General features: G+C 32.6%; 30 protein-coding genes. 14 read left to right on the plus strand and 16 right to left on the minus strand.

What is annotated here, in order from left to right:
- Positions 1-209 precede the first annotated feature (209 nt).
- From IHE43_RS14855 to IHE43_RS14890, 8 genes are all read left to right on the plus strand, one after another.
- Complete coding sequence (locus IHE43_RS14855; RefSeq protein ID WP_192184614.1) at positions 210-1,130, plus strand: AraC family transcriptional regulator; 921 nt, start codon at positions 210-212, stop codon at positions 1,128-1,130.
- Between the two features lie 127 nt (positions 1,131-1,257).
- The gene (locus IHE43_RS14860) at positions 1,258-2,190 is read left to right on the plus strand and encodes an AraC family transcriptional regulator (protein WP_192184615.1); all 933 of its coding nucleotides are present in this window, start codon (positions 1,258-1,260) and stop codon (positions 2,188-2,190) included.
- A gap of 165 nt (positions 2,191-2,355) precedes the next feature.
- Complete coding sequence (locus IHE43_RS14865; protein ID WP_192184616.1) at positions 2,356-3,294, plus strand: AraC family transcriptional regulator; 939 nt, start codon at positions 2,356-2,358, stop codon at positions 3,292-3,294.
- A gap of 67 nt (positions 3,295-3,361) precedes the next feature.
- Positions 3,362-3,967 carry a Crp/Fnr family transcriptional regulator gene (locus IHE43_RS14870; RefSeq protein ID WP_225585125.1) on the plus strand — a complete coding sequence of 202 codons (606 nt, stop codon included), beginning with the start codon at positions 3,362-3,364 and terminating at the stop codon, positions 3,965-3,967.
- An 83-nt stretch (positions 3,968-4,050) separates the two neighbouring features.
- Entirely contained in the window at positions 4,051-4,926 is an 876-nt protein-coding gene (locus tag IHE43_RS14875) for a pirin family protein (protein WP_192184617.1), read from the plus strand.
- Positions 4,927-4,938: 12 nt separating this feature from the next.
- The gene (locus tag IHE43_RS14880) at positions 4,939-5,298 is read left to right on the plus strand and encodes a VOC family protein (protein WP_192184618.1); all 360 of its coding nucleotides are present in this window, start codon (positions 4,939-4,941) and stop codon (positions 5,296-5,298) included.
- 217 nt (positions 5,299-5,515) lie between these two features.
- Positions 5,516-5,734: a hypothetical protein gene (locus tag IHE43_RS14885; RefSeq protein ID WP_192184619.1), complete on the plus strand. Its 219-nt coding sequence runs from the start codon at positions 5,516-5,518 to the stop codon at positions 5,732-5,734.
- Positions 5,735-5,801: 67 nt separating this feature from the next.
- The gene (locus IHE43_RS14890) at positions 5,802-6,875 is read left to right on the plus strand and encodes a TlpA disulfide reductase family protein (RefSeq protein WP_192184620.1); all 1,074 of its coding nucleotides are present in this window, start codon (positions 5,802-5,804) and stop codon (positions 6,873-6,875) included.
- Between the two features lie 135 nt (positions 6,876-7,010).
- On the opposite strand, the gene IHE43_RS14895 is transcribed toward IHE43_RS14890, so the two are convergent.
- The 16 genes from IHE43_RS14895 to IHE43_RS14965 all read right to left on the minus strand — a co-directional run bounded on the left by IHE43_RS14895 (position 7,011) and on the right by IHE43_RS14965 (position 20,245).
- Positions 7,011-7,877 (minus strand): alpha/beta fold hydrolase, encoded by an 867-nt coding sequence (locus IHE43_RS14895; protein ID WP_192184621.1) that lies wholly within the window; start codon positions 7,875-7,877, stop codon positions 7,011-7,013.
- 54 nt (positions 7,878-7,931) lie between these two features.
- Entirely contained in the window at positions 7,932-8,345 is a 414-nt protein-coding gene (locus IHE43_RS14900; RefSeq protein ID WP_192184622.1) for a nuclear transport factor 2 family protein, read from the minus strand.
- Between the two features lie 409 nt (positions 8,346-8,754).
- Positions 8,755-9,135: a DoxX family protein gene (locus IHE43_RS14905; protein ID WP_192184623.1), complete on the minus strand. Its 381-nt coding sequence runs from the start codon at positions 9,133-9,135 to the stop codon at positions 8,755-8,757.
- 62 nt (positions 9,136-9,197) lie between these two features.
- Positions 9,198-9,887 carry a hydrolase gene (locus IHE43_RS14910; RefSeq protein WP_192184624.1) on the minus strand — a complete coding sequence of 230 codons (690 nt, stop codon included), beginning with the start codon at positions 9,885-9,887 and terminating at the stop codon, positions 9,198-9,200.
- Positions 9,888-9,996: 109 nt separating this feature from the next.
- Positions 9,997-10,968, minus strand: a complete 972-nt coding sequence (locus IHE43_RS14915) for an alpha/beta fold hydrolase (RefSeq protein ID WP_225585127.1) — start codon at positions 10,966-10,968, stop codon at positions 9,997-9,999.
- Positions 10,969-11,051: 83 nt separating this feature from the next.
- Positions 11,052-12,854, minus strand: coding sequence for an amidohydrolase (locus IHE43_RS14920; protein ID WP_192184625.1), 1,803 nt, complete (start codon positions 12,852-12,854; stop codon positions 11,052-11,054).
- A 111-nt stretch (positions 12,855-12,965) separates the two neighbouring features.
- A complete protein-coding gene (locus IHE43_RS14925) occupies positions 12,966-13,625 on the minus strand; it encodes an alpha/beta hydrolase (RefSeq protein ID WP_255513797.1) in 660 nt (219 codons plus the stop codon).
- A gap of 444 nt (positions 13,626-14,069) precedes the next feature.
- Positions 14,070-14,864: an alpha/beta fold hydrolase gene (locus IHE43_RS14930; protein WP_192184627.1), complete on the minus strand. Its 795-nt coding sequence runs from the start codon at positions 14,862-14,864 to the stop codon at positions 14,070-14,072.
- 194 nt (positions 14,865-15,058) lie between these two features.
- Positions 15,059-16,408, minus strand: coding sequence for an alginate export family protein (locus tag IHE43_RS14935; protein WP_192184628.1), 1,350 nt, complete (start codon positions 16,406-16,408; stop codon positions 15,059-15,061).
- Between the two features lie 16 nt (positions 16,409-16,424).
- Positions 16,425-17,045 (minus strand): SCO family protein, encoded by a 621-nt coding sequence (locus IHE43_RS14940; RefSeq protein ID WP_192184629.1) that lies wholly within the window; start codon positions 17,043-17,045, stop codon positions 16,425-16,427.
- Positions 17,023-18,444: a tyrosinase family protein gene (locus IHE43_RS14945; RefSeq protein WP_192184630.1), complete on the minus strand. Its 1,422-nt coding sequence runs from the start codon at positions 18,442-18,444 to the stop codon at positions 17,023-17,025. Before IHE43_RS14945 ends, IHE43_RS14940 begins: the two co-directional genes overlap by 23 nt.
- 2 nt (positions 18,445-18,446) lie before the next feature.
- Positions 18,447-18,737, minus strand: a complete 291-nt coding sequence (locus tag IHE43_RS23665) for a DoxX family protein (RefSeq protein WP_225585129.1) — start codon at positions 18,735-18,737, stop codon at positions 18,447-18,449.
- 4 nt (positions 18,738-18,741) lie between these two features.
- Entirely contained in the window at positions 18,742-18,894 is a 153-nt protein-coding gene (locus IHE43_RS24070) for a DoxX family membrane protein (protein WP_370526663.1), read from the minus strand.
- Between the two features lie 92 nt (positions 18,895-18,986).
- On the minus strand, positions 18,987-19,463 hold the full coding sequence (locus IHE43_RS14955; protein ID WP_192184631.1) for a Dps family protein: 477 nt from the start codon (positions 19,461-19,463) through the stop codon (positions 18,987-18,989).
- A 17-nt stretch (positions 19,464-19,480) separates the two neighbouring features.
- Positions 19,481-19,891, minus strand: coding sequence for a hypothetical protein (locus IHE43_RS14960; RefSeq protein WP_192184632.1), 411 nt, complete (start codon positions 19,889-19,891; stop codon positions 19,481-19,483).
- 54 nt (positions 19,892-19,945) lie between these two features.
- Positions 19,946-20,245 (minus strand): phosphoribosylpyrophosphate synthetase, encoded by a 300-nt coding sequence (locus tag IHE43_RS14965; protein WP_192184633.1) that lies wholly within the window; start codon positions 20,243-20,245, stop codon positions 19,946-19,948.
- Between the two features lie 947 nt (positions 20,246-21,192).
- Between IHE43_RS14965 and IHE43_RS14970 the strand changes: the two genes are divergently transcribed.
- From IHE43_RS14970 to IHE43_RS14995, 6 genes are all read left to right on the plus strand, one after another.
- Positions 21,193-21,426, plus strand: a complete 234-nt coding sequence (locus tag IHE43_RS14970) for a GNAT family N-acetyltransferase (RefSeq protein WP_192184634.1) — start codon at positions 21,193-21,195, stop codon at positions 21,424-21,426.
- A 147-nt stretch (positions 21,427-21,573) separates the two neighbouring features.
- A complete protein-coding gene (locus IHE43_RS14975; RefSeq protein WP_192184635.1) occupies positions 21,574-22,203 on the plus strand; it encodes an alpha/beta hydrolase in 630 nt (209 codons plus the stop codon).
- Complete coding sequence (locus tag IHE43_RS14980) at positions 22,191-22,550, plus strand: hypothetical protein (RefSeq protein WP_192184636.1); 360 nt, start codon at positions 22,191-22,193, stop codon at positions 22,548-22,550. Before IHE43_RS14975 ends, IHE43_RS14980 begins: the two co-directional genes overlap by 13 nt.
- 243 nt (positions 22,551-22,793) lie before the next feature.
- The gene (locus IHE43_RS14985; protein ID WP_192184637.1) at positions 22,794-23,735 is read left to right on the plus strand and encodes an AraC family transcriptional regulator; all 942 of its coding nucleotides are present in this window, start codon (positions 22,794-22,796) and stop codon (positions 23,733-23,735) included.
- 68 nt (positions 23,736-23,803) lie between these two features.
- On the plus strand, positions 23,804-24,772 hold the full coding sequence (locus IHE43_RS14990; RefSeq protein ID WP_192184638.1) for an AraC family transcriptional regulator: 969 nt from the start codon (positions 23,804-23,806) through the stop codon (positions 24,770-24,772).
- A gap of 12 nt (positions 24,773-24,784) precedes the next feature.
- Positions 24,785-25,720 carry an AraC family transcriptional regulator gene (locus IHE43_RS14995; protein ID WP_192184639.1) on the plus strand — a complete coding sequence of 312 codons (936 nt, stop codon included), beginning with the start codon at positions 24,785-24,787 and terminating at the stop codon, positions 25,718-25,720.
- Positions 25,721-25,728 lie beyond the last annotated feature (8 nt).

Raw genomic sequence — 25,728 nt, forward strand, 5'->3', positions numbered from 1 at the left:
TTTTAACCTTTCAGATTAGTAAACCTTATTTTTCTTTAGTAAATATGCACTGTGTAAGAAACTGAAATATAGTATTTTATTAAAAAAAAAGAAATTACAATTAAAGATGTGATAAGCATGTCTTGAAAAAAAATAAAAAAAAAATCAACCTTTTAAAATAGATACATTATTATTTTATCTGTTTTAAGTAGTTTAATATTAAAAACTCAATGGAAAAGCAAATACCCATATTTAATACGCTAAAAGAGCTTAGTGATTGGTTCGGACTGCCTTCAACTGAATTAGTAGACAATGATTTTATGCTTACAGAAATTGACCAATGGAATAAAAATAAATTACTCAATGCGCCAGATAATTATAAAGCTAATTTCTTTACGATATTTATAATTAATGAAGGTAGTGCAACACACCTTTATAATGATGAAGTAATAATATTAGAATCATCCAGTATATTTATAACTGGTCCCGGACACTATCGAAATTATAAGTTCGATCATTTAACTGAAGCTTATTTTATCTGCTTTACCGAAAAATTTCTTGCCAGCTATTGCTTTTATGATATATATAAAGAATTTCCTTTTTTACTTTCTGAATCGTTTATTTATACAAAAGCAGACCCGGAAAACTACCTGATAATAAAGAACAACACAAACCAGATAAAACAGGAAATTCAACGCAGTTTAGACCAAAAAATGATACTAATTGGTAATATGTTGGAATTTCTTCTTATTAAGATTAAAGAACTTTTTCAAAATCAATTACACCGTATTATTGATAATAATAATTCAATAGTCAATATCTTTTATAAAGATTTAGAAAGCTACTTTAATGAAATAGTAGAAGGGAAAAAGCCAAAACAACTAGAAGCCAAAGATTTTGCAGATTTACAATTTTTAAATGAAGATTATTTTTCCAGTATAATTAAAACTAAAACGGGAAGAACCCCAACTGAATGGATTAATAGTAGACTTCTAAGTGAACTTAAACTGCTATTAACTGAAACATCTATGCCAATAGCAGAGATTGCTGACTTATTTCAATTTACCAACAGTCGTAATTTTAACTTTTACTTTAAAAGGCAAACTACACTCACTCCCTCTTATTACAGGAAAAGTCTACATAGAAGTTAATATCTTTAAATATTATAACTAAATGTCAATAATAGATTATAATTGACAATTTCATATCCAATATCTTTGAAAAATAAAAGTTCCTAATTCACCATTTAAAAATTATCTAACTTTATTTTTCAAAATCATGATACCAAAACTTACCACAATTAGCAAATATAAAGACCAGATTGATTTTTTAAACCTACCTTTTCATGATTATCTAGACAACGATGAGTTTTCAATAGTAAAAGTTCATGAATGGGATCTGAAATTTCCTTTTCATTCGCCTACTTTTAGATCTGATTATTATAGTTTCACTATTGTCACTAAGGCAAATGGAAGTTTTACTGTGGGCGATAATAAATTTGATTTAAGTCCTAACCATGTGGTAGTAACCTGTCCTGATTCTTTTTTTAAAATTGATTGGACAGACATGGAAAAAGTTTATAATATAACATTCCTAAAATCTTTCATTTTAAAATACTTCCCTGGCGGGATTAATAACATTTTAGACTTTGATTCTAAGAATGGTTATTGCTGCTGCATTCCTGAAGATACAATGAATTATTTTGAGCAAACTTGTCTTGAAATATATGAAATTGCAACCTCGGATGCTTGTTATAAAGAAGAGATTATGGCAAACATGGCACTTAACCTCTTGTTTTTAGTGCAATTAGAACAGGGAAATGAATTGAATTTCAAAAAAAACAGCGAAAAAAACAATAAAATTATCATCGCTTTTCGTGAAAATATGGAAAACAATTTTAACGAATTGATTAATGGCAATTGTTCCGTACTTATGCGTATTAAAGAACACGCGCAAGTACTAAATTTAGATGAAAATTATTTATGCAAGATCATAACGAGCTGTACCAAAAAAACTGTAAATGAATGGATAAACGAAAAACTTATAGATGAAATTAAGTATCTTCTAAAACATTCAGAAAAATCGATGAAAGACATCGCCTTCCTTTTTGGTTTTAGTGATCTGAATTATTTTTATAGCTTTTTCAAAACACATACCCTTTCTGCTCCAGGAGTTTACAGAAAACAATATCAGAACTTACAACATGGTTAATGTTTATATTAAAATAAAGAATATAATCTCAACAAAAATTTGAATACTACTAAAGATGGTTAAATATCATCTTAAAAGTTAATAAATTAAGTCAACTTTAAACTATAAAACTGAGTACTATTTTTATAAAATAGTTCACATTGAGTATAAATATTTCTCTTAAAAATGGCTAAAATAGAAAAAAAAGAAACGCACTATTTGTACGATAATGTAAAAGTCCTAGGCAGTAATTTCTCTGATGGACTCGTGGGTGACGATGATTTTTCATTAATAATTTCAAAAATAGTCCACCCAAAAGAGAAACTTCCATGGACTTCTACATTACACCGTTCTACTTTTTTTGTAATTGGAATTGTTATAGATTCATATGGTTCCATGAGATACGAAGATGTTACAGTAGACATCACACCCAATATGCTTTTTATGAGTAAACCTGGAGATCTCCAAGAATTAAGATGGGAAGAAATAACGGAAACCTACGGTTTATTGTTTTCTGAAGATTTTATTATAAAACATGCCGGAATTTCAATTTATAAAACATTCCCTTTTCTGTTATTTGAAAGACATTTGCCATTACATACTTCTGCAGAATTTCAACAAGAACTAAAAACAATTATTTTACTAATTTACCAGGAACTAAAAAAAGATTCGCCACTTAAAAAGAAATTATGTGCAAATCTGCTCACCAGAATTTTACTTAAGATAAAACAAGAATTCTGGGAAGGTTATAGTATAAATACTGTACAATCCCGAAATCCAGATATTTTGAACGATTTTATACAAAATCTTGAGTATCACTATGAACAGCTTCAAAAAGGTAAAGTTAAGCATGTGCTGCATATAAAAGATTATGCCGAGATGCAGCAACTTCATGAAAACTATCTGTCCACCATCTTAAAAGAAAGGACAGGAAAAACAGCTGGCCAGTTAATCGCCGAAAAAACGCTTTCTACTGCAAAGATTTTAATTAAGGACTCTCAATACACTATGAAAGAGATTGCATATATGTTAGGATTTAGCTATACATCCTATTTTAGTATTTTTTTCAAAAAACATACAGGTCTTACTCCCTTAGATTACCGTAAAAAAAGCTTAGAGGAATAGATCCTTATTCTCAATAGATAACTTAGCATTTATATCATAGCAAATCGTAAAACTTTAGTTAATTTTAATGAAAAATAAATCAATTGAGATAATGTTCACACAAGTTAATACAGCTATTTCCAGATATGTGAACTTTACGAGAGAGGAGCTCGATATATTTAATTCTTTATTGTATTTCAAACAAATCAAAAAAAAAACCATTATGCTTCAAAAAGGTGAAAAATGTACTTTTGATGCATTTGTGGTTCGTGGATGTATCCGGAAATACTATATAGATGAAAATGGTTTTGAAGTAATCTTGCAATTTGCGGTCGAAAACTCATGGATTAGCGATATTTCCTTTAGCGATTACGAAACAACTGGCAGCCATGTTTTTATTGAAACTATAGAAAATACCGATCTTTTGATCTTTAGTCCAGAAACCAAAGAGCAACTTTTGGTACGCGCACCCCGATTTGAGAGAGCTTTTAGAATTTTATTGGAGCGCCATTTAGCCGTTACCCAAAACCGTCTTCTTCATAATATTACTTGCACCGCAGAGCAAAGATATGATGACTTTCTGCAGAAGTATCCCACCATACCATTACGTGTACCGCAACATTTTATTGCTTCTTATCTGGGTATCTCTCCAGAATTTTTATCAAAAATCCGAACCAGAAAACTTAAATCCTGATTTTTTTAGTAAATCTTGTCCCAGTTCAATGCACAGGTTTTATTTATGGTAGAAATTTGCTGCGAACCAAAACATTTAAAACTATGGACAGGAAAGATTTTATCAAAAAAGGACTTTTAGGAACAGGAATGTTTGTAGCCTCAGCCGCAGTTGCCAATATCATGAAGAATGATATTGACGAAATAAAACCACTTGAACCGGTAGGCTTTAATCATCTGCCCTCCCTTGATACCCCGGTAACAGGAAATAGCGTCTTACACAAGGCCGAATCAAGAGGCCATTCTAATCATGGATGGCTTGATACACACCAGACTTTTAGTTTTGCCTCTTATTACAATCCTGACAGAATGCATTTTGGTGTCCTAAGAGTGCTTAATGATGATGTTGTAGACCCATCAAAAGGATTTGGTACTCATCCTCATGATAATATGGAAATCATATCAATTCCCCTGGAAGGTGATCTGGAACATAAAGACAGTATGAACAATGTAGCCATCATCAAAAAAGGTGACATTCAGGTTATGAGCGCAGGTACCGGAATTTACCATAGTGAATTTAACAATAACAAAGACAAACCTGTTAAATTTCTTCAGATATGGCTTTACCCTAACAGAAAAAGTGTAGTACCGAGATACGACCAGATCACACTCAAGTCAAAAGAACGTCATAATAAATTCCAACAAATTTTATCTCCGGACGCTAAAGATCAGGGTGTATGGATCCATCAGGACGCTTGGTTTCATCTGGGAATTTTCGATAATAAATTTACCAGTATATACCATATTAAAAAGAAAGGTAATGGGGTTTATGCTTTTATTATAAAAGGCAGCTTCCTGGTAAACGGTACGATTCTTAACGAAAAGGACGGAATGGGAATTTGGGATCTCGCTTCTCTTGAAGTAATTTCTCAGTCCGATGCTTCTGAAATGCTTCTGATGGAAGTTCCAATGACTATGTAAAATATCTTTATCATGCACATTCGACTATTGGTTGTACGAACAGGGAATCCTGAAAGACTGGCGGATTTTTATAGCTTATTTGGATTAACATTTGAATATCACAAACATGGAAATTCTCCTTTCCATTATACAGCTGCAATGGGACAAACAATTCTGGAGATTTATCCATTAGCAAAGGAACAATCGGAACCCGATGTAAATTTACGTTTAGGTTTTGAAATTGTCAGCTTTAATGAAACTATTCAGAAATTAAGGGACAATAATGTACGCTTTTTATCCGAACCTGCCATCACCGATTTTGGATTTATGACCATAATCGCTGATCCTGACGGCAGAAAAATTGAACTTTATGATCAACATACTCCTATTTGAAATCCAGATAAGGTAAACATCAGGCAATTCAACATAGTAATATAATTGCATTCATTACGTTTTACAACAATAATTTAGTTTTCAGTAAAGATATAATGCATTTTGCCTAAAGTTATTCTTTAGAAATTGAATGCAAAGGAACCAAACCTGAAAAACGAATAGCTGTTTTAATAAAAGCAGCGGGATTCGATTGATCATTTTCCAAAATGGCCCTACTATGAAGAAGTTTGAAATAAAAAGTACAAATAATGGCAGATGGATCGTATCACACCATGAATTCCCAAAATTTACCTGCACTTTTGAAGATAAAAAATTTACTTACAGCCTGAAAATTATTGGCCTTTCTGACCCAGGAGGTAATCCCGAAGAAATTAAGTTATTACATAAAATGGAAAAATGGTTAACTGAATACCATAAAGAGAAAATAAATGGATAAAATGTGCCTAAAATATATACTATCAATATCATTCTTATTTCACCAGTTAATAAAAATTTAAAACCAAATGATTAAAATCGAACTAAAACCAGTAAAGTGGGCATTATCCATTTTTATTTTAGCAATTGCAGGCCTACAGAGCCAAACTATCTTAAAAAACGATGTGAGCAAGTTTAAAATTCATGGCAGTATTAAAGGAGATATCACTGATAATTTTGCTTACTTATATTATAATAATGTAGAGGACAGTGTGAAAATTGTCAATAATAATTTTGAATTTACAGGCGTAATTAATGATACGGTAAGTGCCCAGATTTATATCAAATCTGCTGAGAATGCTCCTCAGTTCTATTTAGAGAATAGTAACATTACCATTGAGATCAGTGCAAATAAGACAGATAAGGATGGGAAAACTATTGAAACAATGCATATTGACGAAATTAAAGGATCTCATTCTTTACAGATACAGGAAGAATATTTAAAATTTTACCAATTGAATGCCGGGAAAAAAGATTTTAATAAAGTGCTGTATGCGAATTTGACAGGTTTTTTAAAAAAACATCATACTCATCCTTTTAGCGGGGCGATATTGGCTGAATTGGCAATGGTTAATCCTATACTTAGCAAAAAGGAATTAAATTCGCTTTATTCTATTTTAGATATTACCAAACAAACTGATCAAGACCTCCGATTCTTTAAAAAAGGAATTGACAGGTTGGGCACTTATTCGGTTGGAAAACCTTTCTTAGAATTTGAATTACTAGACCAAAAAGGCGCTCTAATTCATTTAAAGAAATTCAGTGGAAAAATCATACTTATTGATTTTTGGGCTTCATGGTGTGGACCCTGCAGAAAAAAAAGCCCTGAACTTATTGCTTTAAAGCAGCAATTTGCGGCGGCTAATTTTGAAATAATTGGTATTTCCAGAGATAAAAATAAAAAACAATGGAGTGCGGCTATAGAAAAAGATAAGTTAGACTGGATAAATTTACTGGATGAGGATCAAAAAATCGAAAACCTTATCGGAATAGAAAACATCCCCTACAACTACCTTATCGATGAAAAAGGTATTATAATAGGTATTAATCTTTCCACAACAGATATAATTAAAATTTTATCAGCTACTACCAAAAAAGTCTAAGATTTTTTTTTAAAATCTGAAAGCCTATCCTATGTAAAAACTAGACTTGCTGTGAATCATTTTTCAATACTTTAAATTATAAAAAAGATGGGATCGTTAAAACTAACCCCATCTTTTTTTCTCCTAATTATTTACTTATTTACCTGTTTTTCTCAAAAGAAAATCTTTAATAAGTGCCCCCATTTCACTACCAAAACTTTCAAGTGCAAAGTGTCCTGTGCTGAACAAATGAAACTCTAAATTTTTCACGTCTTTTTTGAAAGCTTCAGCTCCCACGCCTGGAAAAATATAATCATCTTTTCCGTATACAATCAACATTTCAGGGTTGGATTTTCTGAAATATTCCTGCCATTCCGGATACAATGGCACATTGGTTCTGTAATCATAAAAAAGTGCCAATTGAATATCACCATTTTCTGGGCGTTCTAAGTGTCTTAAATCAATTTCCCAGTTGTCCGGCGAAATTACAGCAGTATCTGGAACATTGTGTGTATATTGCCATTTCAGTCCGTCAGGAGCATGAAAAGTACTTAATGTAGCTGCTGCTTCTTTGTCATTTCTATCTTTCCAAAGTGCTCTAAATGGATCCCAGAAAGTCTCAAGACCTTCTTCATAAGCACAACCATTTTGTACAATCAGCGTCTCTATGCTGTCAGGATTTCTGCTGGCAATTCTAAAACCAACTGGTGCACCATAATCCATTAAATAAAGACTGAATTTTTTAATATCCAATTCATCCAATAATGTTTTTACAATATTGCTGAAATTTTCAAATGTATAAGCAAAATCCGCCAATGGTGGTTGCTCACTTCTGCCATAACCTGGATAATCCGGTGCTATTAAATGAAAATCATCTGACAGATCATTTATTAAATTTCGAAACATGTGTGACGATGTTGGATATCCGTGAAGCAACACTAGTGTTGGCTTGTTTTTATCACCGGCTTCTCTGTAAAAAATCTCTACTCCATTAATTTTTCTTGTATGGTAACTTGTTTTCATAATACTGGGTTTTTAAATTAAACTTTTACTTTTTAAACTCTATTTTTAAATTGATTACATAAATTTTCTGTCATTTTCTTTTATGGGCAAATCGTTGATGCAAGCAAACCTTCTCTGCATTAAGCCATCTTCATTAAATTCCCAATTTTCATTTCCATACGCCCTGAACCATTGCCCTTCTTCATTATGATATTCATATTCAAATCGAACAGCTATTCGATTATCTGTATGTGCCCAATATTCTTTTTTAAGCCTATAGTCAAGTTCTCTTGACCATTTGCCCGTTAAGAATGTTACAATTTCTTCGGTGCCATTAATAAATAGATGACGGTTTCTCCATTCACTGTCAGCTGTATATGCCTGCGAAACTCTGTAGGGATCTCTAGTGTTCCAGGAATCTTCTGCCAATTGAATTTTCTCAATTGCCGTCTCCAATGTAAAGGGCGGAAGTGGATATCTCTTTACCATGATTTATATATTTAAGTATTTCTATACCACAAACTTAGGCATTGAATCTAATTGCATTTCTGTTATATTCTTACCAAAAATTATAATAAATAAAGATATTGGTGTCCAGTTCTTTATTCATTAAATGAAAAAGAACTAAGCTGTCTAATCATATAGAAAAACCGGTTTTGAAAAAAATATTTTGCTTACTAAAAATCATCAGGATCTGAGCTTTATTAGAATTTTAATCAGTATGACATAGCCTAAAATAAAAAGCAGCATCCAATTGAATGCTGCCATTTTAAAAAGCGAATTAATTTATTAACAACGCTGGTTTTTCAGCCTAATTATAACCTTTCATTTTTAATTAGATAATGTAATCATGTCTTAAAAGATTAGAGTCGTGATGCTAAAAACTCTAAATCTTTATTTACTTTTCCCTGCTGATATAGTGATCCATTGAATATTTACCTGCACCAATAAAGCATATTAGTAAAAAACAAAGACTATAAATTAAGGGAACATCTCTTACCAGAGCCGGATCATTAAAATGTAATACAAAATAACCTGTGAGAGTAACCGCTAAAATAGGTAAAGTTGCTATACGTGTCATTAAACCAAGTATGATAAAAATAGGCATGATAAGATTTGCAGTTGTTGCAAAAGCTTGATTTAACGCTTCAGGAAGACCTAAAGGATTAGGAACAACCTCTGCAATCTCCGTCCCAATCCCTATTTTTTTTAACCCATGCGCATAAATCAGTTCGCATGAAATGGCGATCCTAAAAAAAAGCAAAACAATGTTATTCAATTTGGTTCCTAAATTTGAACGTAATAGAGAATGTATATATATCATTATTTCTATTTTTTCTGTTAGTGTTTAAGCATTGCTCTGCCATATTGAACACCTATCCCATATGAACCTCCATATTTTTGAACTAAATCTGTCACCGCTGTATAAGTTTCTGATCTCGACCAGTCACGTTGCAATTCTAATAAATATTGCATTGATGTAATGGGTCTTGCTCCGGCCTGAACCATACGGGTTACAGCCTGATTATGAGCTTCATCTGTCACATCTCCACTTGCATCTGTGATTACGTAAACAGTGTATCCATCATTTATGGCTGATAATGCAGGTCCTACAATACAAACCGAGGTCCATAAGCCGCCCATCACTATTGTTTTATTTCCTTTACTTACTACTTCTTTGTAAGCATTAGCATCTTCCCAGAAATTCATAGTGGTTCTGTCAAAATACTTAGTGCTTGATTTAGGATAAAACTCCAGAACTTCGGGAAAAACCGGTCCGCTAAAAGACTCTTCAGCTACAGTTGTTATAACTGTAGGCACTTTAAAAATCTTAGATGCGCCTGCAACCAGGGCAGTATTAGTTCTAAGCTGATCCACGGGCATATTACCCACTGCAAATGCCATCTGGCTTTCATGATCTACCAAAATCAAAGTATGATTTTTTGGGTTTAACAATTGTGGACTTGGTTTTTGTGCAAATGCATTTAGTGAAGACAACGCAACTGCTGCTGCTAAAATTAAATTTTTCATAATGATTCAGATTTAATGGTTAATTTTTTTAACTGTTTGATTTTTATAACTTCTTTTTAATTAAAACTTTAGATCAATTTTTAAATTGATTATCTATTACTAATTTCTTCTATTTAACTTTTTTACTCAAAAAGTTTATAATCAGTTTAGAAATTTCTAAGTGGTGTTCTTCTAAGGCAAAATGACCGCCGTTTAATAAATGAATTTCAGCATTTGGGTTGTCTTTTAGATATGCATTTGCCCCCGCAGCTGTAAAAAACTGATCATTCTTACCCCAAATAATTAGCATGGGTGGCTTGTATTTGGCAAAATACTGATGCCATTTTTCATACAGTGCTATATTAGATCCATAATCACGAAATAGCGCCAACTGTATAACATCATTTCCTTTTCTATCTAAATAATACTGATCAATACTATAGCTATCCGGTGCTATTTTCTCAGGTGCTCCGGCACCAGTTATATATTGCCATTTTGTAGCATCAATGGTCAGAAAAAAACGTGCTGCCTTTTCAGTTTCGGCATTTGGATTTTGAACATATGTTATTAACGGTTTTAGAACTTCACCTAATCCTTCAATATAAGCATTTGAATTTTGAATTATAAGTGATTGAATTAGTTCGGGTCTTCTTGTCGCTATTCGCATACCAACAGGTCCTCCATAATCCTGAATGTAAAGACTCGTTTTCTTAATTTTCAATTGATCAATAAAATGCTCCATTGTAATGGATAAATTATCAAAGGTGTATTGATACTGTTGAGGAGTTGGAGCACTACTTTGTCCAAAACCAGGATAATCAGGAGCAAGTACGTGATAATTACGAGCTAGTTCATTAATCAGATTTCGGTACATGTGCGACGATGACGGAAATCCATGTAATAAAATAATGGTAGGTTTTGTTGTCTCCCCTGCTTCGCGGTAAAAAATTTTTAAACTATCAACGAGTATTGTTTTGTATTCGACTGCTTTGTAAACAGTACCCTGTGAAGCTACCTCTTGCTTTACAGAGTGTTTTGCGTACGAATTAAAGCATGTTAAAAACATAATCGTTAAGACGGACATAATAAGTTTTGTCTTCATTTTATTTGTTTTAGTTTTTTAATAAATGGTCTGCAGAATATTTCCCAGAAGGAAATTATGTCTGACTGAATGTTTTAACAGAATTATCTTTTTTGATATCCTCCATAAAAATTGACCGGTGACCACTCTGGAATTGCTTTTTCAATCTCAGGACTTAGTTTGCCAAACTCTTTGTCACCGAAGACAACATTACCACCAACTACTGTTAAAACAGCCGATAAATCTTTGATTTTACTTTCTGGTACGCTGAAATAATCATCTGATAATACTATAAAATCGGCAAACATTCCTTTTTCCAAAGTACCTTTTACAGCTTCTTCTTTTGAAACCCAAGCACTACCCTTTGTATATAATAAAAGTGCTTCTTCTCGTGTAAGCATGTTGTCAGGAGCACTCAACTGTAGCCCCCCTACTGTCTTGCCAGAAACCATCCAGTACAGTGCAGGCCATGGATTATAACTGGCAACTCTTGTCCCGTCTGTTCCTGCCCCTACAGGAATTCCCATTTTGATCATTAATTTTAAAGGCGGTGCATATTTTGCTTTAGCCGCTCCATATCTTTCAACAAAATATTCACCTGCATACGCCATTCTGGCTTGAATCGCAATACCTCCATTCAGATCTTTAACCCTTTTGAGCTGCTGTTCAGTAATAGTTTCTGCATGATCAAACAACCATCTTTCTTTTGCTAACTTCCCATTAGTTTCTTTATTGACTTCCTCAAGAACATCTAGTAAATTAGCAATAGTTTCTCCATAGGTCGCATGAATTCTAAACGGCCAACCACTATCAACATGCAGACGAATCACTTTTTTGATATCACTTCTCCACGACGGTCTGTCTTCTAACATAGGCTGCGGTGCCAGAAAATTTTCGAAATCACCTGCACTCCATGTAAGAAATTCTCCTCCTCCTTCTAATTCATATCCATGATCCAAATGAATTTCTCCATTATTACCTACTTTATTGTTTTCAATCCAGTTTTGAAATTCTTCAAACTCTTTTCCTTTATTCTGGGGAAATAAGTAATAAGACAATCGTATGGGCATTTCTCCCTGATTAGCAAGTAATTTTGTTGCACCATAGTCTTTAGGAAAAGCATGCCCGCCACCCCCGGCATCAATACCGCTTGTAATACCATATCGGTTCAGTTCTCTGTAAAATTGTTTTGTAGAATTCAACATCTGCTGATCGGTCATAGGAGGCAATGCTCCTATTGCAGCATATAGAATCGTCGGATTTGGTTCAGCCAATAGTACACCGGTCAATTTACCATCCGCACCTTTTTCATATGAACTTCCTTCAGGCGGTTTTGTGTTTTCATCAATTTTAAGTGCTTTTAGACCGCTTTTATTGATCCATCCCCGACTGTACAGAAATAATACAAATGCCGGAACTTCTCCAGTTGCTTCGTTAATTTCTTGGGTTGTTGGAAATCTTTTTTCTTCAAACTGAAAGGGACTCCAGCCTCCTACTACCCTCACCCACTCCCCCTTTGGAGTTCTGGCGGCCTGTTCTTTTAACATTTTTAATGCCGTTTTCAAAGAGGTTACCCCATCCCACCTTAATTCAGCGTTATAAAAACGTCCTCCTCTGGTTAGATGTAAATGAGAATCGTTCAATCCTGGAATAATTGTACGCCCATTAGCATCAATAACTTTTGTTTGCTTCCCTTTTAGCTTTAGAATTTCTGCATTAGTTCCAAACGCTAAAACTTTCCCATTTTTTATTGCTATCGCTTCACTAATTGTATTGTTTTTATTCATAATGGCTATTTTACCATTTGTAACAATTAAATCTGCTGTAGCAGTTTCAATTTCCTTTTTGTCTTTTTGAAAGGAACTGAATACTATTATTAGTAATACAAAGAATATTGAATTTTTCATTGTGAATGTTTTTATCTATTATTATTTGTGAATCCCATCTTAACCGTGTATGCTTTAGTTAGTAAATTAATTACCCTGATAAAATCACCACTTAAACCTTATTTTACAAAATTAATCTATTCCTGAAGCTGAAATAATTACATCTGCCACCGATTCAGGCCGGGATATATAAACCGCATGGCTTCCTTTTACATACGTGGCAATTGTTTTGGAACGTTTGTACATTGCTTCCTGGATTTCTGGCGGAATACTCTTGTCTTCTGTTGCAATTACGCCGTATGCAGGTTTTGATTTCCAGGCCGCATTTTTAATTGGTGTTACAAATCCTTTAGCATAAAATGCACCTTGCGATGCATACATAAAACTGGCATCTTCTACACTTAGATCAGCACACATTCCCATATGGTATTTATCTTTGTCATAATAAATAATACCATTTTCATCCGGCGGCAGGACTCCGCTCTCTGGTGCCGGCGGGGCTGTTTGTATCCACTGTAAAGCTGTTTCATCATCTCCTGGCTGAAATGCTGCTACATACACTAATGCTGCTACATTAGGGTGGTTACCCGCCTCAGTAATTATAGCTCCACCATAGGAATGCCCTACAAGAACAGCGGCTTGATCGAGTTTGTCTAAGGCCATGTTTACAGCCTGAACACCGTCTTCAAGTGATGTTAGAGGATTATGAACCACGGTGACATTATATCCCCTGTCATTAAGTATGTCATATATACCCCTCCATCCTGAGCCATCTGCAAATGCGCCATGCATAAGCACTATATTTTTAATTGTTTTCATGCTTTAATTTTTTTAGCGATTATATTTTCATTATTGTCGGTGCCTTTAATTGACAGAAATAGTACTGTTTATTTCGTCATCTTTAAGCTTAATAATCACACCTTATTAATTGTAGAATCTGGTGTATCATAAAAAATGAATTCCTTTACTTGTTGAAACAAAATTACATCTAATGAAAGCGCGCTTTTCTGTGAATAATTCACTAAAAATTATAATAAACTAAGATTTAAAAAGTTTTGTCACTTGCTTACTCTATTTTGTGCCCATATCAAAGACTGCTTATAGTAATAACATCGAAAAAGAGCTAATTAAAAAGTGCCGTGCAAAAAAAATCTGTTAATCATATTAAATATGACTAACAGAAATTTCCAAAGTACGTTTTGATTTTACTGTAACATTCCTCCAATTATTGTAATTTTATTTTGCTTCCTTACGTAAGATGGATGCAAGATCGCCTGGTTGCGAGAAAAACGGCGTATGACTGGTAGGTAAAGAATAAGTCTTTGTTATATTAGCCTTTTTTGCCATACTTTTCTGTAAGGTCAGCCCTATAGCATGATCATTTTCAGTAAAAATATATACTTTATTTATTTTACCGAAATTCGCATCTGTAAGTGCAACCGGAGTTGCCATTGGACCCATTGGCTCTGGCTTAAAATTAGCAACCAGAACATCGGCTATATTTTTAGGTGCATCAGCAGCAAAAAAATCTAAAATACCTTCTTTAGCAATTCCTACCACACCTGCTTTTTCATCAGGTTGTATGTATTGCCCGATATGTGTTTCTTTATCTGCCGCTGAAATGGAAAAAAGGCTTTCTCCGTTATTTGGCAAATATGCGCAGAGGTAAATTAGCTTTTTGATTTGACCTGGAATTTGCTCAGCTGTCTCGCTAATGACCATCCCTCCAAAACTGTGCCCTACAAGAATAATGTTTTTTCTTGTTCCAATAGCTTTTTTAACAGCGTCTACATAGCCTTGCATTGTTAACGATCCAACAGGAGTATTATCGGCTCCATGGCCAGGCAAATTTACCGTTATCACTTCATTGCCACTTTTTTTAAGTTCTGCTTCAACATACTTAAAATCCGCAGCTGAAGACCATGCTCCATGCACTATGACAATTGTGTTTGGGCTAACCGTGCTAGCCTGAATTGGTGCTCCGAAAGCGGTCATTAAAATCACCGCTGCTGTTGTAATTGATTTTCTCATTTTTAAAAATTTTATAGTTATATTAATTGCGTTACTCCGTTTGTTTCAATTCTATATTGGATGATATCATTTTATAATCTTCTCAACCTGTCTCCTGACAATTATTAATTGTATACCTGATTTCAGGTCGTAATTAAATATTCATTTCGTTTCAATATATCTATGATTTGAAATAAAATGTAATGAAATACTTTTTAAAAGATTAGAGTTAAAGTACTGGCTGTAAACAGAATGTCTTTACCATTACTAACATCCTGAATAAAATTTCCACTGTTAAACCATGTCCCTTCCAAAGTGAAATTCAGGTATTTATTAAAAGTATATTCAAATGAAGCCCCTAATTGATTTCCTATTTTTTTTGAAGTCGAATTTGAGCTTTCGAATAATACTGCGCCATTTGGCTGATATATAGCATCGTTCTCTGAAGCCCTCCAGAACATATCGTAATCGACATAAAAATTTATTTTTTGTGTTAACTGACATTCCAGAAAAGGATGTATATCAATCAGGTTTGAAGGTCCTATCAAAGCAGCTAAACCAAAGTATGCCCCTCGTGGAAAAAGAGGATTAAATGTTTCTATAGAACCATCATTTTGAATTTTATCACCTGAAATATATTCAGTTTTAAAACCTATTTTCTGAATTCTTTTATTTATCATATAATTAAAAGAATTATTAATTGAAAATGTCCAGGCGTGAATGTTTTTCCTGTCAAATTTCCCAAATTGATATGCAGTTTCAATATCATAATTCCAATTAAAATAAGTCCCCCAAATTCTTGAACCCACTGTATTTCTGTTTTCTTGTCCTGAAAAAGTATTGTACGTGCTTTCTGATTTCTGGACGTTTAAAAAATAGGCTTCTATATTTTTTAAATATTTAACTCCTTTTATGCTTGTGTACAGTCCCAGAAGTTTTGTATCTGTATCAAACTTATCATTGAAATTTCCAAACCTATTTCTTACATAATAACTGTAAAATGCATCGGCCGATAAATTCTTTCCTTGATACATGATCTTAATAGCATCAAATGCCTGCCTGCTATTTGGACCTTCCCGAACTGAAATCAATCTTTGGGATCCATAGTATAATTCTTGTCTTCCCAATCTAAGGGTTAAATTCTTTACACTTACGTCAAAAAATAATTGATGGAGATCTAAAGGGTTTTCTTCTAGTGGATTAGGATCTAATCGACTGATGGAACAACTGCTTTGTAATTGACTAAATAAACGAAATGAAGTCCCTACTTTTAAATCACCGTAAAAAAGCGCCCTGTTAAGTACAAATCCATCATCATCCCTATTCGCTTCGTCCCAATTTTCATTTTCAAAATATTGATATTGAGTTCTGTTTTCACCTCCAAAAAAAAGAAAGGCTTTATCCTTTTCAGATAACTCTATTTGTTTGATTTTATAATAAAAATTTTGATTTGTACTATCAATTGAGATAACGTCATTATACCTTAAAAATCTGAATTCATTTATTTGTTGTGAATAAACAGCAGAACTAAATACAACTATAAAAATTTGGAAATATTTTTTCATTTGTTTAAAATTATCTTTATTCCACCTCTTTTATAAGCTTATTAATATCCAGAATCAACCTCTTTGTATCTCTAACACTTAGACCATTGTAATAACCTCTAATTCTCCTTTTCCCATCAACTAATACAAATGTGCCATCATGAATTATGTTCCTTTGATTAATACTACCGTCATTAGAGGCTAACACTTTATAATCTTTAGCAAGTTCAAAAACTCCATCACTATCACCCGTTAAGAATGTCCATTTATTATTATTTATTTTATAATTTTCTGAATACCGTTTTAACGTCTCAGGACTATCATTCTTGTAATCGATACTGTATGAAACAATAGCTACTTCATCAACTTTGTCAAAGGCCTCCTCTATTAATTTCAGATGCTTTGTCATTTTAGGACAAATCGTAGGGCAGCTGGTAAAAAAGAAATCAACAACCTGTATTTTGTTTTCAAAGTCGATGTGTGTTACCTCATGATTAAATTGATTTTTTAATCGAAATTCCGGTGCCTGATAGTATCTGTTTTCTCCTGTCGATGGGTCAATTGATATTTCACCCAAAATTGGAAGTTTATCAGTCTTTGTACATCCTGCAAAAATCAATGTAAAGAGTAAAACTCTAATGACTATTTCTATTTTCATAATCCTTATAAATTGAAATATTTTCTAACTTTAAAATTTCATCGGGAATATTTCTATTAGGTAACGGCACAGGTTGAAAAATCACATCAATTTTTATTTTCTGATCTACGGCCTGAGCAATTTCCTTTTCAATTTCAATTTGAAGAAACACTCCGTTTTGCAATAGAACTGAATCTATATCTAAAATTGGTAAAATAGTAAAAGTACCAGCGTATTTACTTTGTTTCCTGCCGTCCATCATATACTCAAAAAATACCCTTGCGCAATACGGCTGATAGGGAAGCTGGGCTCTTTCAAAGTGCAGTATAACGTGAGATCTTTCCTTGTCCGCAAAATCCCTAATAATAGAATTTGTATCTGAAGTTTTTAGATTTAAGGAAGCAATGCAATCCTTTTTTGATTCATTTCTCTTTGGTTTATCTTCTTCATTATAGGGATTACAAAAAGTAGGATTGAGATCTAAATCAGCAAAACGATAACCTAAATCTTCTGTATTTAATAATTCCTTTATTTTAAAATCTACCGGGCGTCCATTGCCGTCTGTTGCATATAATTTTTTTTCTAACCACTCTTCACTATCAGGTAATTTATTTTCCGTACTGTAAGCAAGCCAGGCATCCCAGATGCGGTCACAATTTCCATGATGACCATAAAAAATTGGCTCAAAACCAGACTCTACAAAAGTTGCCATTTGACCTCCAATCCAATTGTGGATATTATTATGAAAAGACTGTTCCGCCATACCATCCAGCTGTGCATCACCATATTTTTTTATAGCAGGATACCCTCCAAATGTTTTATAATCTTTTGTTCTAAAGCCTGCACCCACATTGATGAAGTCATTTGGTATTTTGTCATTCGGACCAACAAACCTCGAAGCATTGAATAATGGATTACTTTCATCTCCCCAGTAATGTTCTGGTATAAAATTACTTTTTGTCCAATCCCAGTAATGCAACGCTAATTTGGGTTCAGATACTGCTTTTTGCAGTTTTTGCTCTAGCGACCATAAGTACAATCTATGCCAGGGCCAAACATACCAATTGTAGTGCACCTGATTAGAATACATACTTGTAGCACAAAATGTAGTATGCAGCAATGCATTTGCCTGCCATCCCATTGGATCTAACGGTGATATTTGCGAACGTTTTTTTAAAATTCCTACAGCATCTTTAAACAGCTTTATTTCTGCATCATCAACAGCTATATCAGCAATATTCTTTCTTACCACAATATTTGAATGTGCGTTCTTTTCAAAGCCACCATTTTCAGACTTTATTTTGTCGTCTTTACACCCTATTAACGATGAAGATATCAATGGTAATCCGGCAAAACCAACGGAAGCCATACCTAATTTTTTCAAGAATGATCTTCTATTATTATTATCAATATTTTCCATATTTAATATTTTTCAATAAACATTTTATCTATAGCGTATTTGCCTCCACCCAATATTAGTAAGGCAAGAGCTATACCTATCCACAGAATAAAGTATTCGTAGCCTTCACCCTTTAGTGTTCCGAACCAATTCATAAAAAAACCATTTTTAAGATGTGTAGTAAATATCATCCCTAATGGAAGAATTATATAGAAAAATGCAAAAACTCTTGTTGCCAGTCCGATAATAAGTGCAATAGCCCCAACAGTTTCCAGTATGATTACTAAAAAACCCATAATCCATGGTAATCCCACTGATTCAGTAAAAAAATAACATCGTTTTGGAAAAACCAAGGCCTCCAAAACAGCCAAATAATTTTTGCATGCCGTGCATCAATATAACAAGTCCCAGTATAACTCTTAAAAATAGAGGTGCATATGATTCGCTTGTTTCAAATAATTTATTTTTCATAATGTTTTAATTTATGGATTAGGTGCTTTTTTTTTAATCTGATGTTTCAATCTGTGTCCTGACCTTTGAGAAATTATCTTTACAGTACAGGGTTAACCTTTTATGAATGCTGAATACATCCACACCATTTTTTCCTGTTCCCGAATGTAATCACTCATTAAACTATTGGTCCCTGTATCATCTATTGTCGCAGATAAATCAAGAATCAATCTTTGTTTAGCCAAAAGTATTCCCAGTGACTCTACAACTTTACCCACAGAATGCTGTCCATTAATTACCTCATTTGTTTCTAAAATTGAAGCTGTTTTAAAGTATTCGGTAAAATTGTGATTTGGTCTGAATCCGAGTGTTAGAATTCTTTCAGCAACTTCATCAATTTTTAAAAAGAGATTATTGTATAACTCTTCAAATTTTTGATGTAATACAAAGAAATCATCACCTTTAATATTCCAATGATATCCTCTCGCATTTTGATAAAATATTGAATAATTAGAAAGTAGATCATTCAATTGATATGCTAACTCTTTACTTTTTACAGTATCTAATCCTATGGCATTTAAATCGTTCATTTTGTTATTTTAAAATGTTATATATCTAATAATCTTGAGTCAACCATAAAACGCTTCCAATTTAAAAATGGCATGGCGTATGCTTTTAAAGTTTTATAAATCAGTAACGAATGGCTGACTTGAGGTTTTAAGCTTTTAATTTTCTGCACTTCTCTAACTGTTTCTCCAATTAAAAATGTACCACCAGAAAAAAAGTCATTTTCTACTCCTGCTGAAGCCTCAATTTCGCGATCCAGTAGTATAATATAATGTCCCTCTGCCGAGATCTGTAAGTTATAGTCATAATTTTCAATAACTTTTCTAACAATAGCATTGCTCGTTACAATAGGATTCGATAAAAATCCCATTTCTGTATTATCGCTTAAAGCGGCATTTCCAGAATATCTCTTGATTTTATTTTGTGAGTGCAATCTTTTAATTGTATCCATATTTTATAAATTATTTTTTTCCAGTTCACTATATTTTTTATTGTACCTTATTATTTATCTCATCTTCAATTTCTGAATCATCGCTGCATTCAAATTATCACTATAAGCTCCATAAGCATCTACCAATAATCCTTTTATACCATATTCAGTGCTTATTGCGTAAAGTATTGCGGAATCATCCGGATTAGAATCTCCTTCAAATCGATAAAATGCATCAACATTGAATTCAGTAGAATCAAATGTTCTATTTAACTTTTTACAGTCTAGTGTTGAGTTACTAAGATTAAAATCAAAAGTGTATCCCTCCTCTTGTTTTACATTCATCGCCTCTGATAGTGTATCGTAATTTTTCATATTCTTAAGTTTTTTAAATTCTATATTTATTAATTGATCCTAATTATTAAACATTATTTTGTAAATGGATTTACAGATTTGAGAACTATATTTTCTGTTTTTATACCTCCTCACATTTTCTTGTTGTTATATTATTTTATATTTAAAAATTGATATAAAAAACATAATCAATAGATTTCGTTTTCGTTAAAGCAAAATTAATTCTAAAGTCAGCGGCGGTTTCTATGGAATAGTTCTCAAAAATTATAAATATTAAAGATTTAAAGAACTATTATAGATTTATTAAAGTATTATCTGACCTGAGGAAGTAGGATCTGCCAGAATAAAACATAATCACTTAAGTATTAAAGTTTTGACTGCCAGTGTACACAACGATTAAAACATTACTATCCGCGGTCAAACTCTGAGGAATTAATTCTTACATTATAAAAACTTCTTGACTGCATCTTCCTCACATAGTCCTGTGTTGAAAATAAACGGATTGACCTGCTTTGGAATCTTTGGATAGCCGCATTGTGAAACGGACAATTGCATACAGATTAATTTAAGGGCACTGGAATAATCAGTCAGAGCAGCCTGCTTGTAAAAAAGAATTTTTTATGCCCTGCAATAATAACCGCCATCGCAGTAAAACAAGATTCTTTTTTTCTTAATCTAGGTTAATGGAAAGACTTCCCAAGGTTTCGTAATTTTGTAAAAGAAATTTATCATGAATTATTAAATCAAATGTAAATCTTATAAAATTTGCTTTTTGCGTCGCTGCAGGAAGTTTTATAGATTATAGATTTTGATTTCTTTAAGTAGTATCAGTGATAATTTGTTATCTCTACCACCGGAGCAAGCCAGACGCAACAGATTAAAACTGCAGATTTATTATCATAGAATATCTTAAGAGATGAAAATTAAATGTCTTATACCTGCAAAAACAATGATGAAATTTAAAATATATGGAAATAATAAAACTAGAATTAGATGAAAAAAAACATGGTGCTTTTAATCTATATATTGATGATAAAAAACTAGGAGAAATGATGGTAAGCATAAAAGACGATTTACTTATCGTTTACCATACAGGAGTTGATCCGGATGAAGAAGGAAAAGGTTATGCTAAAAAATTGATGGACGAAATAGCATCCTATGTTCATACTAATAATTTAATGGTCTTATCTCTTTACCCTTAAGTACAGGCACAATTCAAAAAACATACCGATGAGTATCTGGAAATCTGGAAAAAATAAACTACTTCTTTTTCTGTAATCCGGAAATTATCAAAAATATAACTATAAAAAATTTGCATTACACAACAACATTATTTAAAAATAAAACTTATGAATAAAGAAATTATAACAGCTGGTTTGTCATTAAATAATGCCAAAAAGGCGTTGATTATGATTCATGGACGTGGTGCGGATGCTCACGATATCATTTCCATTGCAAAACATCTTAAAGTAGATGATTTTGCATTGGTTGCTCCACAGGCTGAAAACAGAACGTGGTATCCGCATTCTTTTTTAGTACCGATTGAACAGAATGAACCTTCCTTTTCAAAAGCATTAGATGCTATTCAAAATGTTGTTGTGGCAATTCAGCAAAACGGAATCAAAAAAGAAAATATCTATTTTCTTGGATTTTCACAGGGAGCTTGTCTTGCATTGGAATTTACCGCACGAAATGCTTCAAAATATGGCGGTATTGTAGCTTTTACAGGCGGACTTATTGGTGATAAGGTTTATCAAGATCATTATAGCGGTAATTTCGAAAATACACCTGTTTTCATCGGTACAAGTGATCCTGATTTTCATGTTCCTGTTGAAAGAGTAAATCAAACAGAAGCACTTCTTAAAAAAATGGGCGCGTCAGTAACTAAAAAGATTTACGAAAATATGGGACATACTATAAGTCAGGACGAGTTAGATTTGGCTAATGAACTTATTTTTACAAAAATATGTTACAGATAACCCGAATCTACAGCGATAAAAATGGCGACAGTCATTTTGAAGAATTTGAAGTTCCGTTAAAAAACAATGGTGATATTGGATTTTTATCTGATGACATACCAGTAAAATCAATTGTTTTCAGAGAAGTTAATCCTACTTACGATTACGATTTTCATAATGCTCCAGACCGCCAATATATTGTTTTACTCGAGGGTGGTGTAGAAATCGAAACTTCGTTAGGAGAAAAAAGAAGTTTTGAAACCGGATCGATTCTATTGGTGGAAGACATAACAGGGAAAGGACACAAGACAAAAAATATTCAACTAAAATATCGAAAATCAATTTTTATAAAAACTGATGTGGTTTAACACTTTGAAAAATAAAACTTTAAAAAACTCAACAAAAAATTACAATACACAAGGATTGCACAAATATATTAAGTAGTAACAAAATAAATAATTTAGTAAAAAAAATCGGCCAAAAAGTTAAAATCTTTAAATATTATAACTTTTAGTCAGGATTTGAAACTTGTATCATCTCATTTTTATGCAATTTTGAAAAATCAAATCTATATATACATAAGCTACATTACTAAACATAAGTAACTTAAAATGAAACCAGTACTAACCAATTTAAGTAAAATTACTGAATGTCTGGCTTTTATGAATCTACCAATTTCCACTTACAATAGTGTAGATTTTAGTTTTATAAAACTTCATGAGCTTGGTATAAATTTACCTTTCCACTCACCAACATTTCGGCCTGACTTTTATAATTTATTCATAATAGTAGATGCATGTGGCTCTTATTACATTGGGGATAAAGAATTTGAACTTAGCTCTAAAAAAATCATAATTTCCCGTCCTGAATCGTTTTCATCCAGCTATTGGACAAAAATTCAAAAAGTTTATGCTATCAGTTTTAGAAAATCTTTTCTCCTGCAATATTTTCCTGCGGGTATTGACACTGTTCTGGAGTTAGGTGGAGAAAATGGTTATACCTATGATCTTACTGAAAAAAGTATGAAATATTTTGAGCAGACTTGCCAGGAGATTTATGATTTATCACTCTCAACAATGGCCTATAAAGATGAACTTATTGCTAACTTAATTCTAAATCTATTGTTTTTAATGCAATTACATCAGAATAGCGACTCAAATTTGAAATTGGAAAGTGAAAAACAAACCACAATTGTGAGCGCATTTCGTCAAAATATGGAAAATAATTTTAGTAGACTTATTCGAGGTGAGGACACTTCAATAATGAGAACAAAAGAACATTCCAGATTATTGAATTTTAACGAAAATCATCTTTCGAAAGTAATAAGTAATTGTACAGGAAAAACAATAAATGAATGGATTAATGAGAAACTTATTGATGAAATTAAATACCTGCTGAAGCATTCCGATAAATCAATGAAAGAGATCGCCGCATTATTTGCTTTTAACGATCTAAACTATTTTTGCAGCTATTTTAAAACGCAAACTTTAAATGCACCTAATGCTTTGAGAAAAGAATTTAACAACGGTAAAAAAAATCAGAATTATGTGTAATCCATAATTTACAAAGCATCTAATATTGAGTAAATAATGAAGGAATGGTACCTGTAAATATTTGAAAAATGGAAAACAGTAACAAAATTAAATTCACAGATTTTTATGACACAGCCAAAATAATGGGATTGGATTTGTCATCCGTGGATCTAGATCATGTCGATATGTCTTATGGACATTTAGGAGATGCTGAATTCTCTTTTGTCAACTCCAAAGTACTTCATCCCGATGACCAGCTTCCTTTTTCAACACCTCCTTTTTTCACCACATTTTTCTCAGTAGGTTTTGTTCTGGATGCTTACGGAAAAATTATAGTAGATAAGCTACCATTCAATGTCAAACCTGGAATGTTATTTGTCAATAAACCCGGAGAGCTTCAGCAGTTAACATGGGAAGTTATGAATGAGTCTTACGGGATAATTTTTTCCGAGAATTTTATCTCCAAATATGCCGGAATATCCATTTATAAAACCTTTCCATTTTTGCTTTTTGAAAGACAAATTCCATTAAAAACCTCCGAAGTATTTCAACAGGAACTGAAAAAAATTCTTTTGCTAATTGTTGATCAACTCTTAAATGATTCGCCTTGGAAAAATCAAATCTGCGCTAATTTATTGACAAGATTTTTGCTAAAAATAAAGCAGGAATATTGGGAAGGTTATGTGATTAATAATCCAGAAACGAAACATCATGATATCGTGAATGATTTTTTCCAGAATCTTGAATTCCATTATGACCAATTGCTAAAAGGTAAAGTACAAAGAACGTTATACATGAAAGATTATGCAGAAATGCAGCAACTACATGAAAATTATCTCTCCAGCATTTTAAAGGCTAAAACCGGAAAAACAGGCGGGCAACTGATAGCGGAAAAAACCCTCAGCGCAGCAAAAATACTTATTGAAGATCCTAGATTATTATTAAAAGAGATTGCGTACATGCTGGGATTCACTTATTTGTCTTACTTTAGTATTTTCTTTAAAAAACATACAGGGTTATCGCCAGTTAATTATCGCAAAAAAAGTCTTCAATTATAGTATTATTTGAAAATGAAAGAGCGCCGAAGAATTCAATTCACTGATTTTCTTGAATCCGTAAATCTAATAGACAGTGATCTCTCGCATGGACTAATTGGAGATGATGAGCTTTGTTTTGTCGACTCAAAAATATTGCATCCCGAACATACACTTCCATGGTCTACTCCACTTTTTTACACTGAATTTTTTTCAATTGGATTTGTCGTGGAGGCGCAAGGAACAATTATTGTTGATAAAGATCCACATATTATTAAACCAAAAATGTTGTTTGTAAATAAACCGCATGAACTTCAGCAATTGACTTGGGAGAGTGTAACTGAATCTTATGGTTTATGGTTTACAGAGAGTTTTATCAATAAATATGCAGGAATATCTATTTATGAAACTTTTCCATTTTTACTATTTGAAAGACATCTTCCGTTGAATATTTCAGAAGAATTTCAAGAGGAATTAAAAAAAACAATTTTCCAGATTGTGAAGGAGCTGCAAAAAGATTGCCCTTTGCAAAAGAAAATGTGTGCTAATCTACTTGCCAGATTCCTACTTAAAATTAAAAAAGAATACTGGGAAGGATACAAACTTCAAACGCCGCAAAATCGAAATCCGGACATTATACAGGATTTTATGCAAAATCTGGAACATCATTATGATCAATTACTCAAAGGCAAGATCAACATCGTTATGACTATAAAAGATTATGCCGAAATGCAACAGCTTCATAAAAATTATCTTTCAAGTGTCCTAAAGGAAAAAACAGGAAAAACAGGCAGCCAGATGATCATCGAAAAAACATTAAGTGTTGCAAAAAGCCTAATGAAAGATTCCCGGCTTTCAATAAAAGAAATTGCTTACATCTTAGGTTTTTCCTATCTGACTTATTTTAATATTTTCTTTAAGAAACATACTGGTCAATCACCAGGAAATTACCGTAAAAAATATATGGATTAAAGTATGAT

This window comes from Flavobacterium sp. MDT1-60 (assembly GCF_014844035.1).
In the GTDB taxonomy this organism is placed as follows: Bacteria; Bacteroidota; Bacteroidia; order Flavobacteriales; family Flavobacteriaceae; genus Flavobacterium.

Coding starts and splice junctions, on each gene's coding strand:
- IHE43_RS14855 (WP_192184614.1), top strand. CDS start 210: ATGGAAAAGCAAATACCCATATTTAATACGCTAAAAGAGCTTAGTGAT.
- IHE43_RS14860 (WP_192184615.1), top strand. CDS start 1,258: ATGATACCAAAACTTACCACAATTAGCAAATATAAAGACCAGATTGAT.
- IHE43_RS14865 (WP_192184616.1), top strand. CDS start 2,356: ATGGCTAAAATAGAAAAAAAAGAAACGCACTATTTGTACGATAATGTA.
- IHE43_RS14870 (WP_225585125.1), top strand. CDS start 3,362: ATGAAAAATAAATCAATTGAGATAATGTTCACACAAGTTAATACAGCT.
- IHE43_RS14875 (WP_192184617.1), top strand. CDS start 4,051: ATGGACAGGAAAGATTTTATCAAAAAAGGACTTTTAGGAACAGGAATG.
- IHE43_RS14880 (WP_192184618.1), top strand. CDS start 4,939: ATGCACATTCGACTATTGGTTGTACGAACAGGGAATCCTGAAAGACTG.
- IHE43_RS14885 (WP_192184619.1), top strand. CDS start 5,516: ATGAAGAAGTTTGAAATAAAAAGTACAAATAATGGCAGATGGATCGTA.
- IHE43_RS14890 (WP_192184620.1), top strand. CDS start 5,802: ATGATTAAAATCGAACTAAAACCAGTAAAGTGGGCATTATCCATTTTT.
- IHE43_RS14895 (WP_192184621.1), bottom strand. CDS start 7,877: ATGAAAACAAGTTACCATACAAGAAAAATTAATGGAGTAGAGATTTTT.
- IHE43_RS14900 (WP_192184622.1), bottom strand. CDS start 8,345: ATGGTAAAGAGATATCCACTTCCGCCCTTTACATTGGAGACGGCAATT.
- IHE43_RS14910 (WP_192184624.1), bottom strand. CDS start 9,887: ATGAAAAATTTAATTTTAGCAGCAGCAGTTGCGTTGTCTTCACTAAAT.
- IHE43_RS14915 (WP_225585127.1), bottom strand. CDS start 10,968: ATGAAGACAAAACTTATTATGTCCGTCTTAACGATTATGTTTTTAACA.
- IHE43_RS14920 (WP_192184625.1), bottom strand. CDS start 12,854: ATGAAAAATTCAATATTCTTTGTATTACTAATAATAGTATTCAGTTCC.
- IHE43_RS14925 (WP_255513797.1), bottom strand. CDS start 13,625: ATGCATGGCGCATTTGCAGATGGCTCAGGATGGAGGGGTATATATGAC.
- IHE43_RS14930 (WP_192184627.1), bottom strand. CDS start 14,864: ATGAGAAAATCAATTACAACAGCAGCGGTGATTTTAATGACCGCTTTC.
- IHE43_RS14935 (WP_192184628.1), bottom strand. CDS start 16,408: ATGAAAAAATATTTCCAAATTTTTATAGTTGTATTTAGTTCTGCTGTT.
- IHE43_RS14940 (WP_192184629.1), bottom strand. CDS start 17,045: ATGAAAATAGAAATAGTCATTAGAGTTTTACTCTTTACATTGATTTTT.
- IHE43_RS14945 (WP_192184630.1), bottom strand. CDS start 18,444: ATGGAAAATATTGATAATAATAATAGAAGATCATTCTTGAAAAAATTA.
- IHE43_RS24070 (WP_370526663.1), bottom strand. CDS start 18,894: ATGAAAAATAAATTATTTGAAACAAGCGAATCATATGCACCTCTATTT.
- IHE43_RS14955 (WP_192184631.1), bottom strand. CDS start 19,463: ATGAACGATTTAAATGCCATAGGATTAGATACTGTAAAAAGTAAAGAG.
- IHE43_RS14960 (WP_192184632.1), bottom strand. CDS start 19,891: ATGGATACAATTAAAAGATTGCACTCACAAAATAAAATCAAGAGATAT.
- IHE43_RS14965 (WP_192184633.1), bottom strand. CDS start 20,245: ATGAAAAATTACGATACACTATCAGAGGCGATGAATGTAAAACAAGAG.
- IHE43_RS14970 (WP_192184634.1), top strand. CDS start 21,193: ATGGAAATAATAAAACTAGAATTAGATGAAAAAAAACATGGTGCTTTT.
- IHE43_RS14975 (WP_192184635.1), top strand. CDS start 21,574: ATGAATAAAGAAATTATAACAGCTGGTTTGTCATTAAATAATGCCAAA.
- IHE43_RS14980 (WP_192184636.1), top strand. CDS start 22,191: ATGTTACAGATAACCCGAATCTACAGCGATAAAAATGGCGACAGTCAT.
- IHE43_RS14985 (WP_192184637.1), top strand. CDS start 22,794: ATGAAACCAGTACTAACCAATTTAAGTAAAATTACTGAATGTCTGGCT.
- IHE43_RS14990 (WP_192184638.1), top strand. CDS start 23,804: ATGGAAAACAGTAACAAAATTAAATTCACAGATTTTTATGACACAGCC.
- IHE43_RS14995 (WP_192184639.1), top strand. CDS start 24,785: ATGAAAGAGCGCCGAAGAATTCAATTCACTGATTTTCTTGAATCCGTA.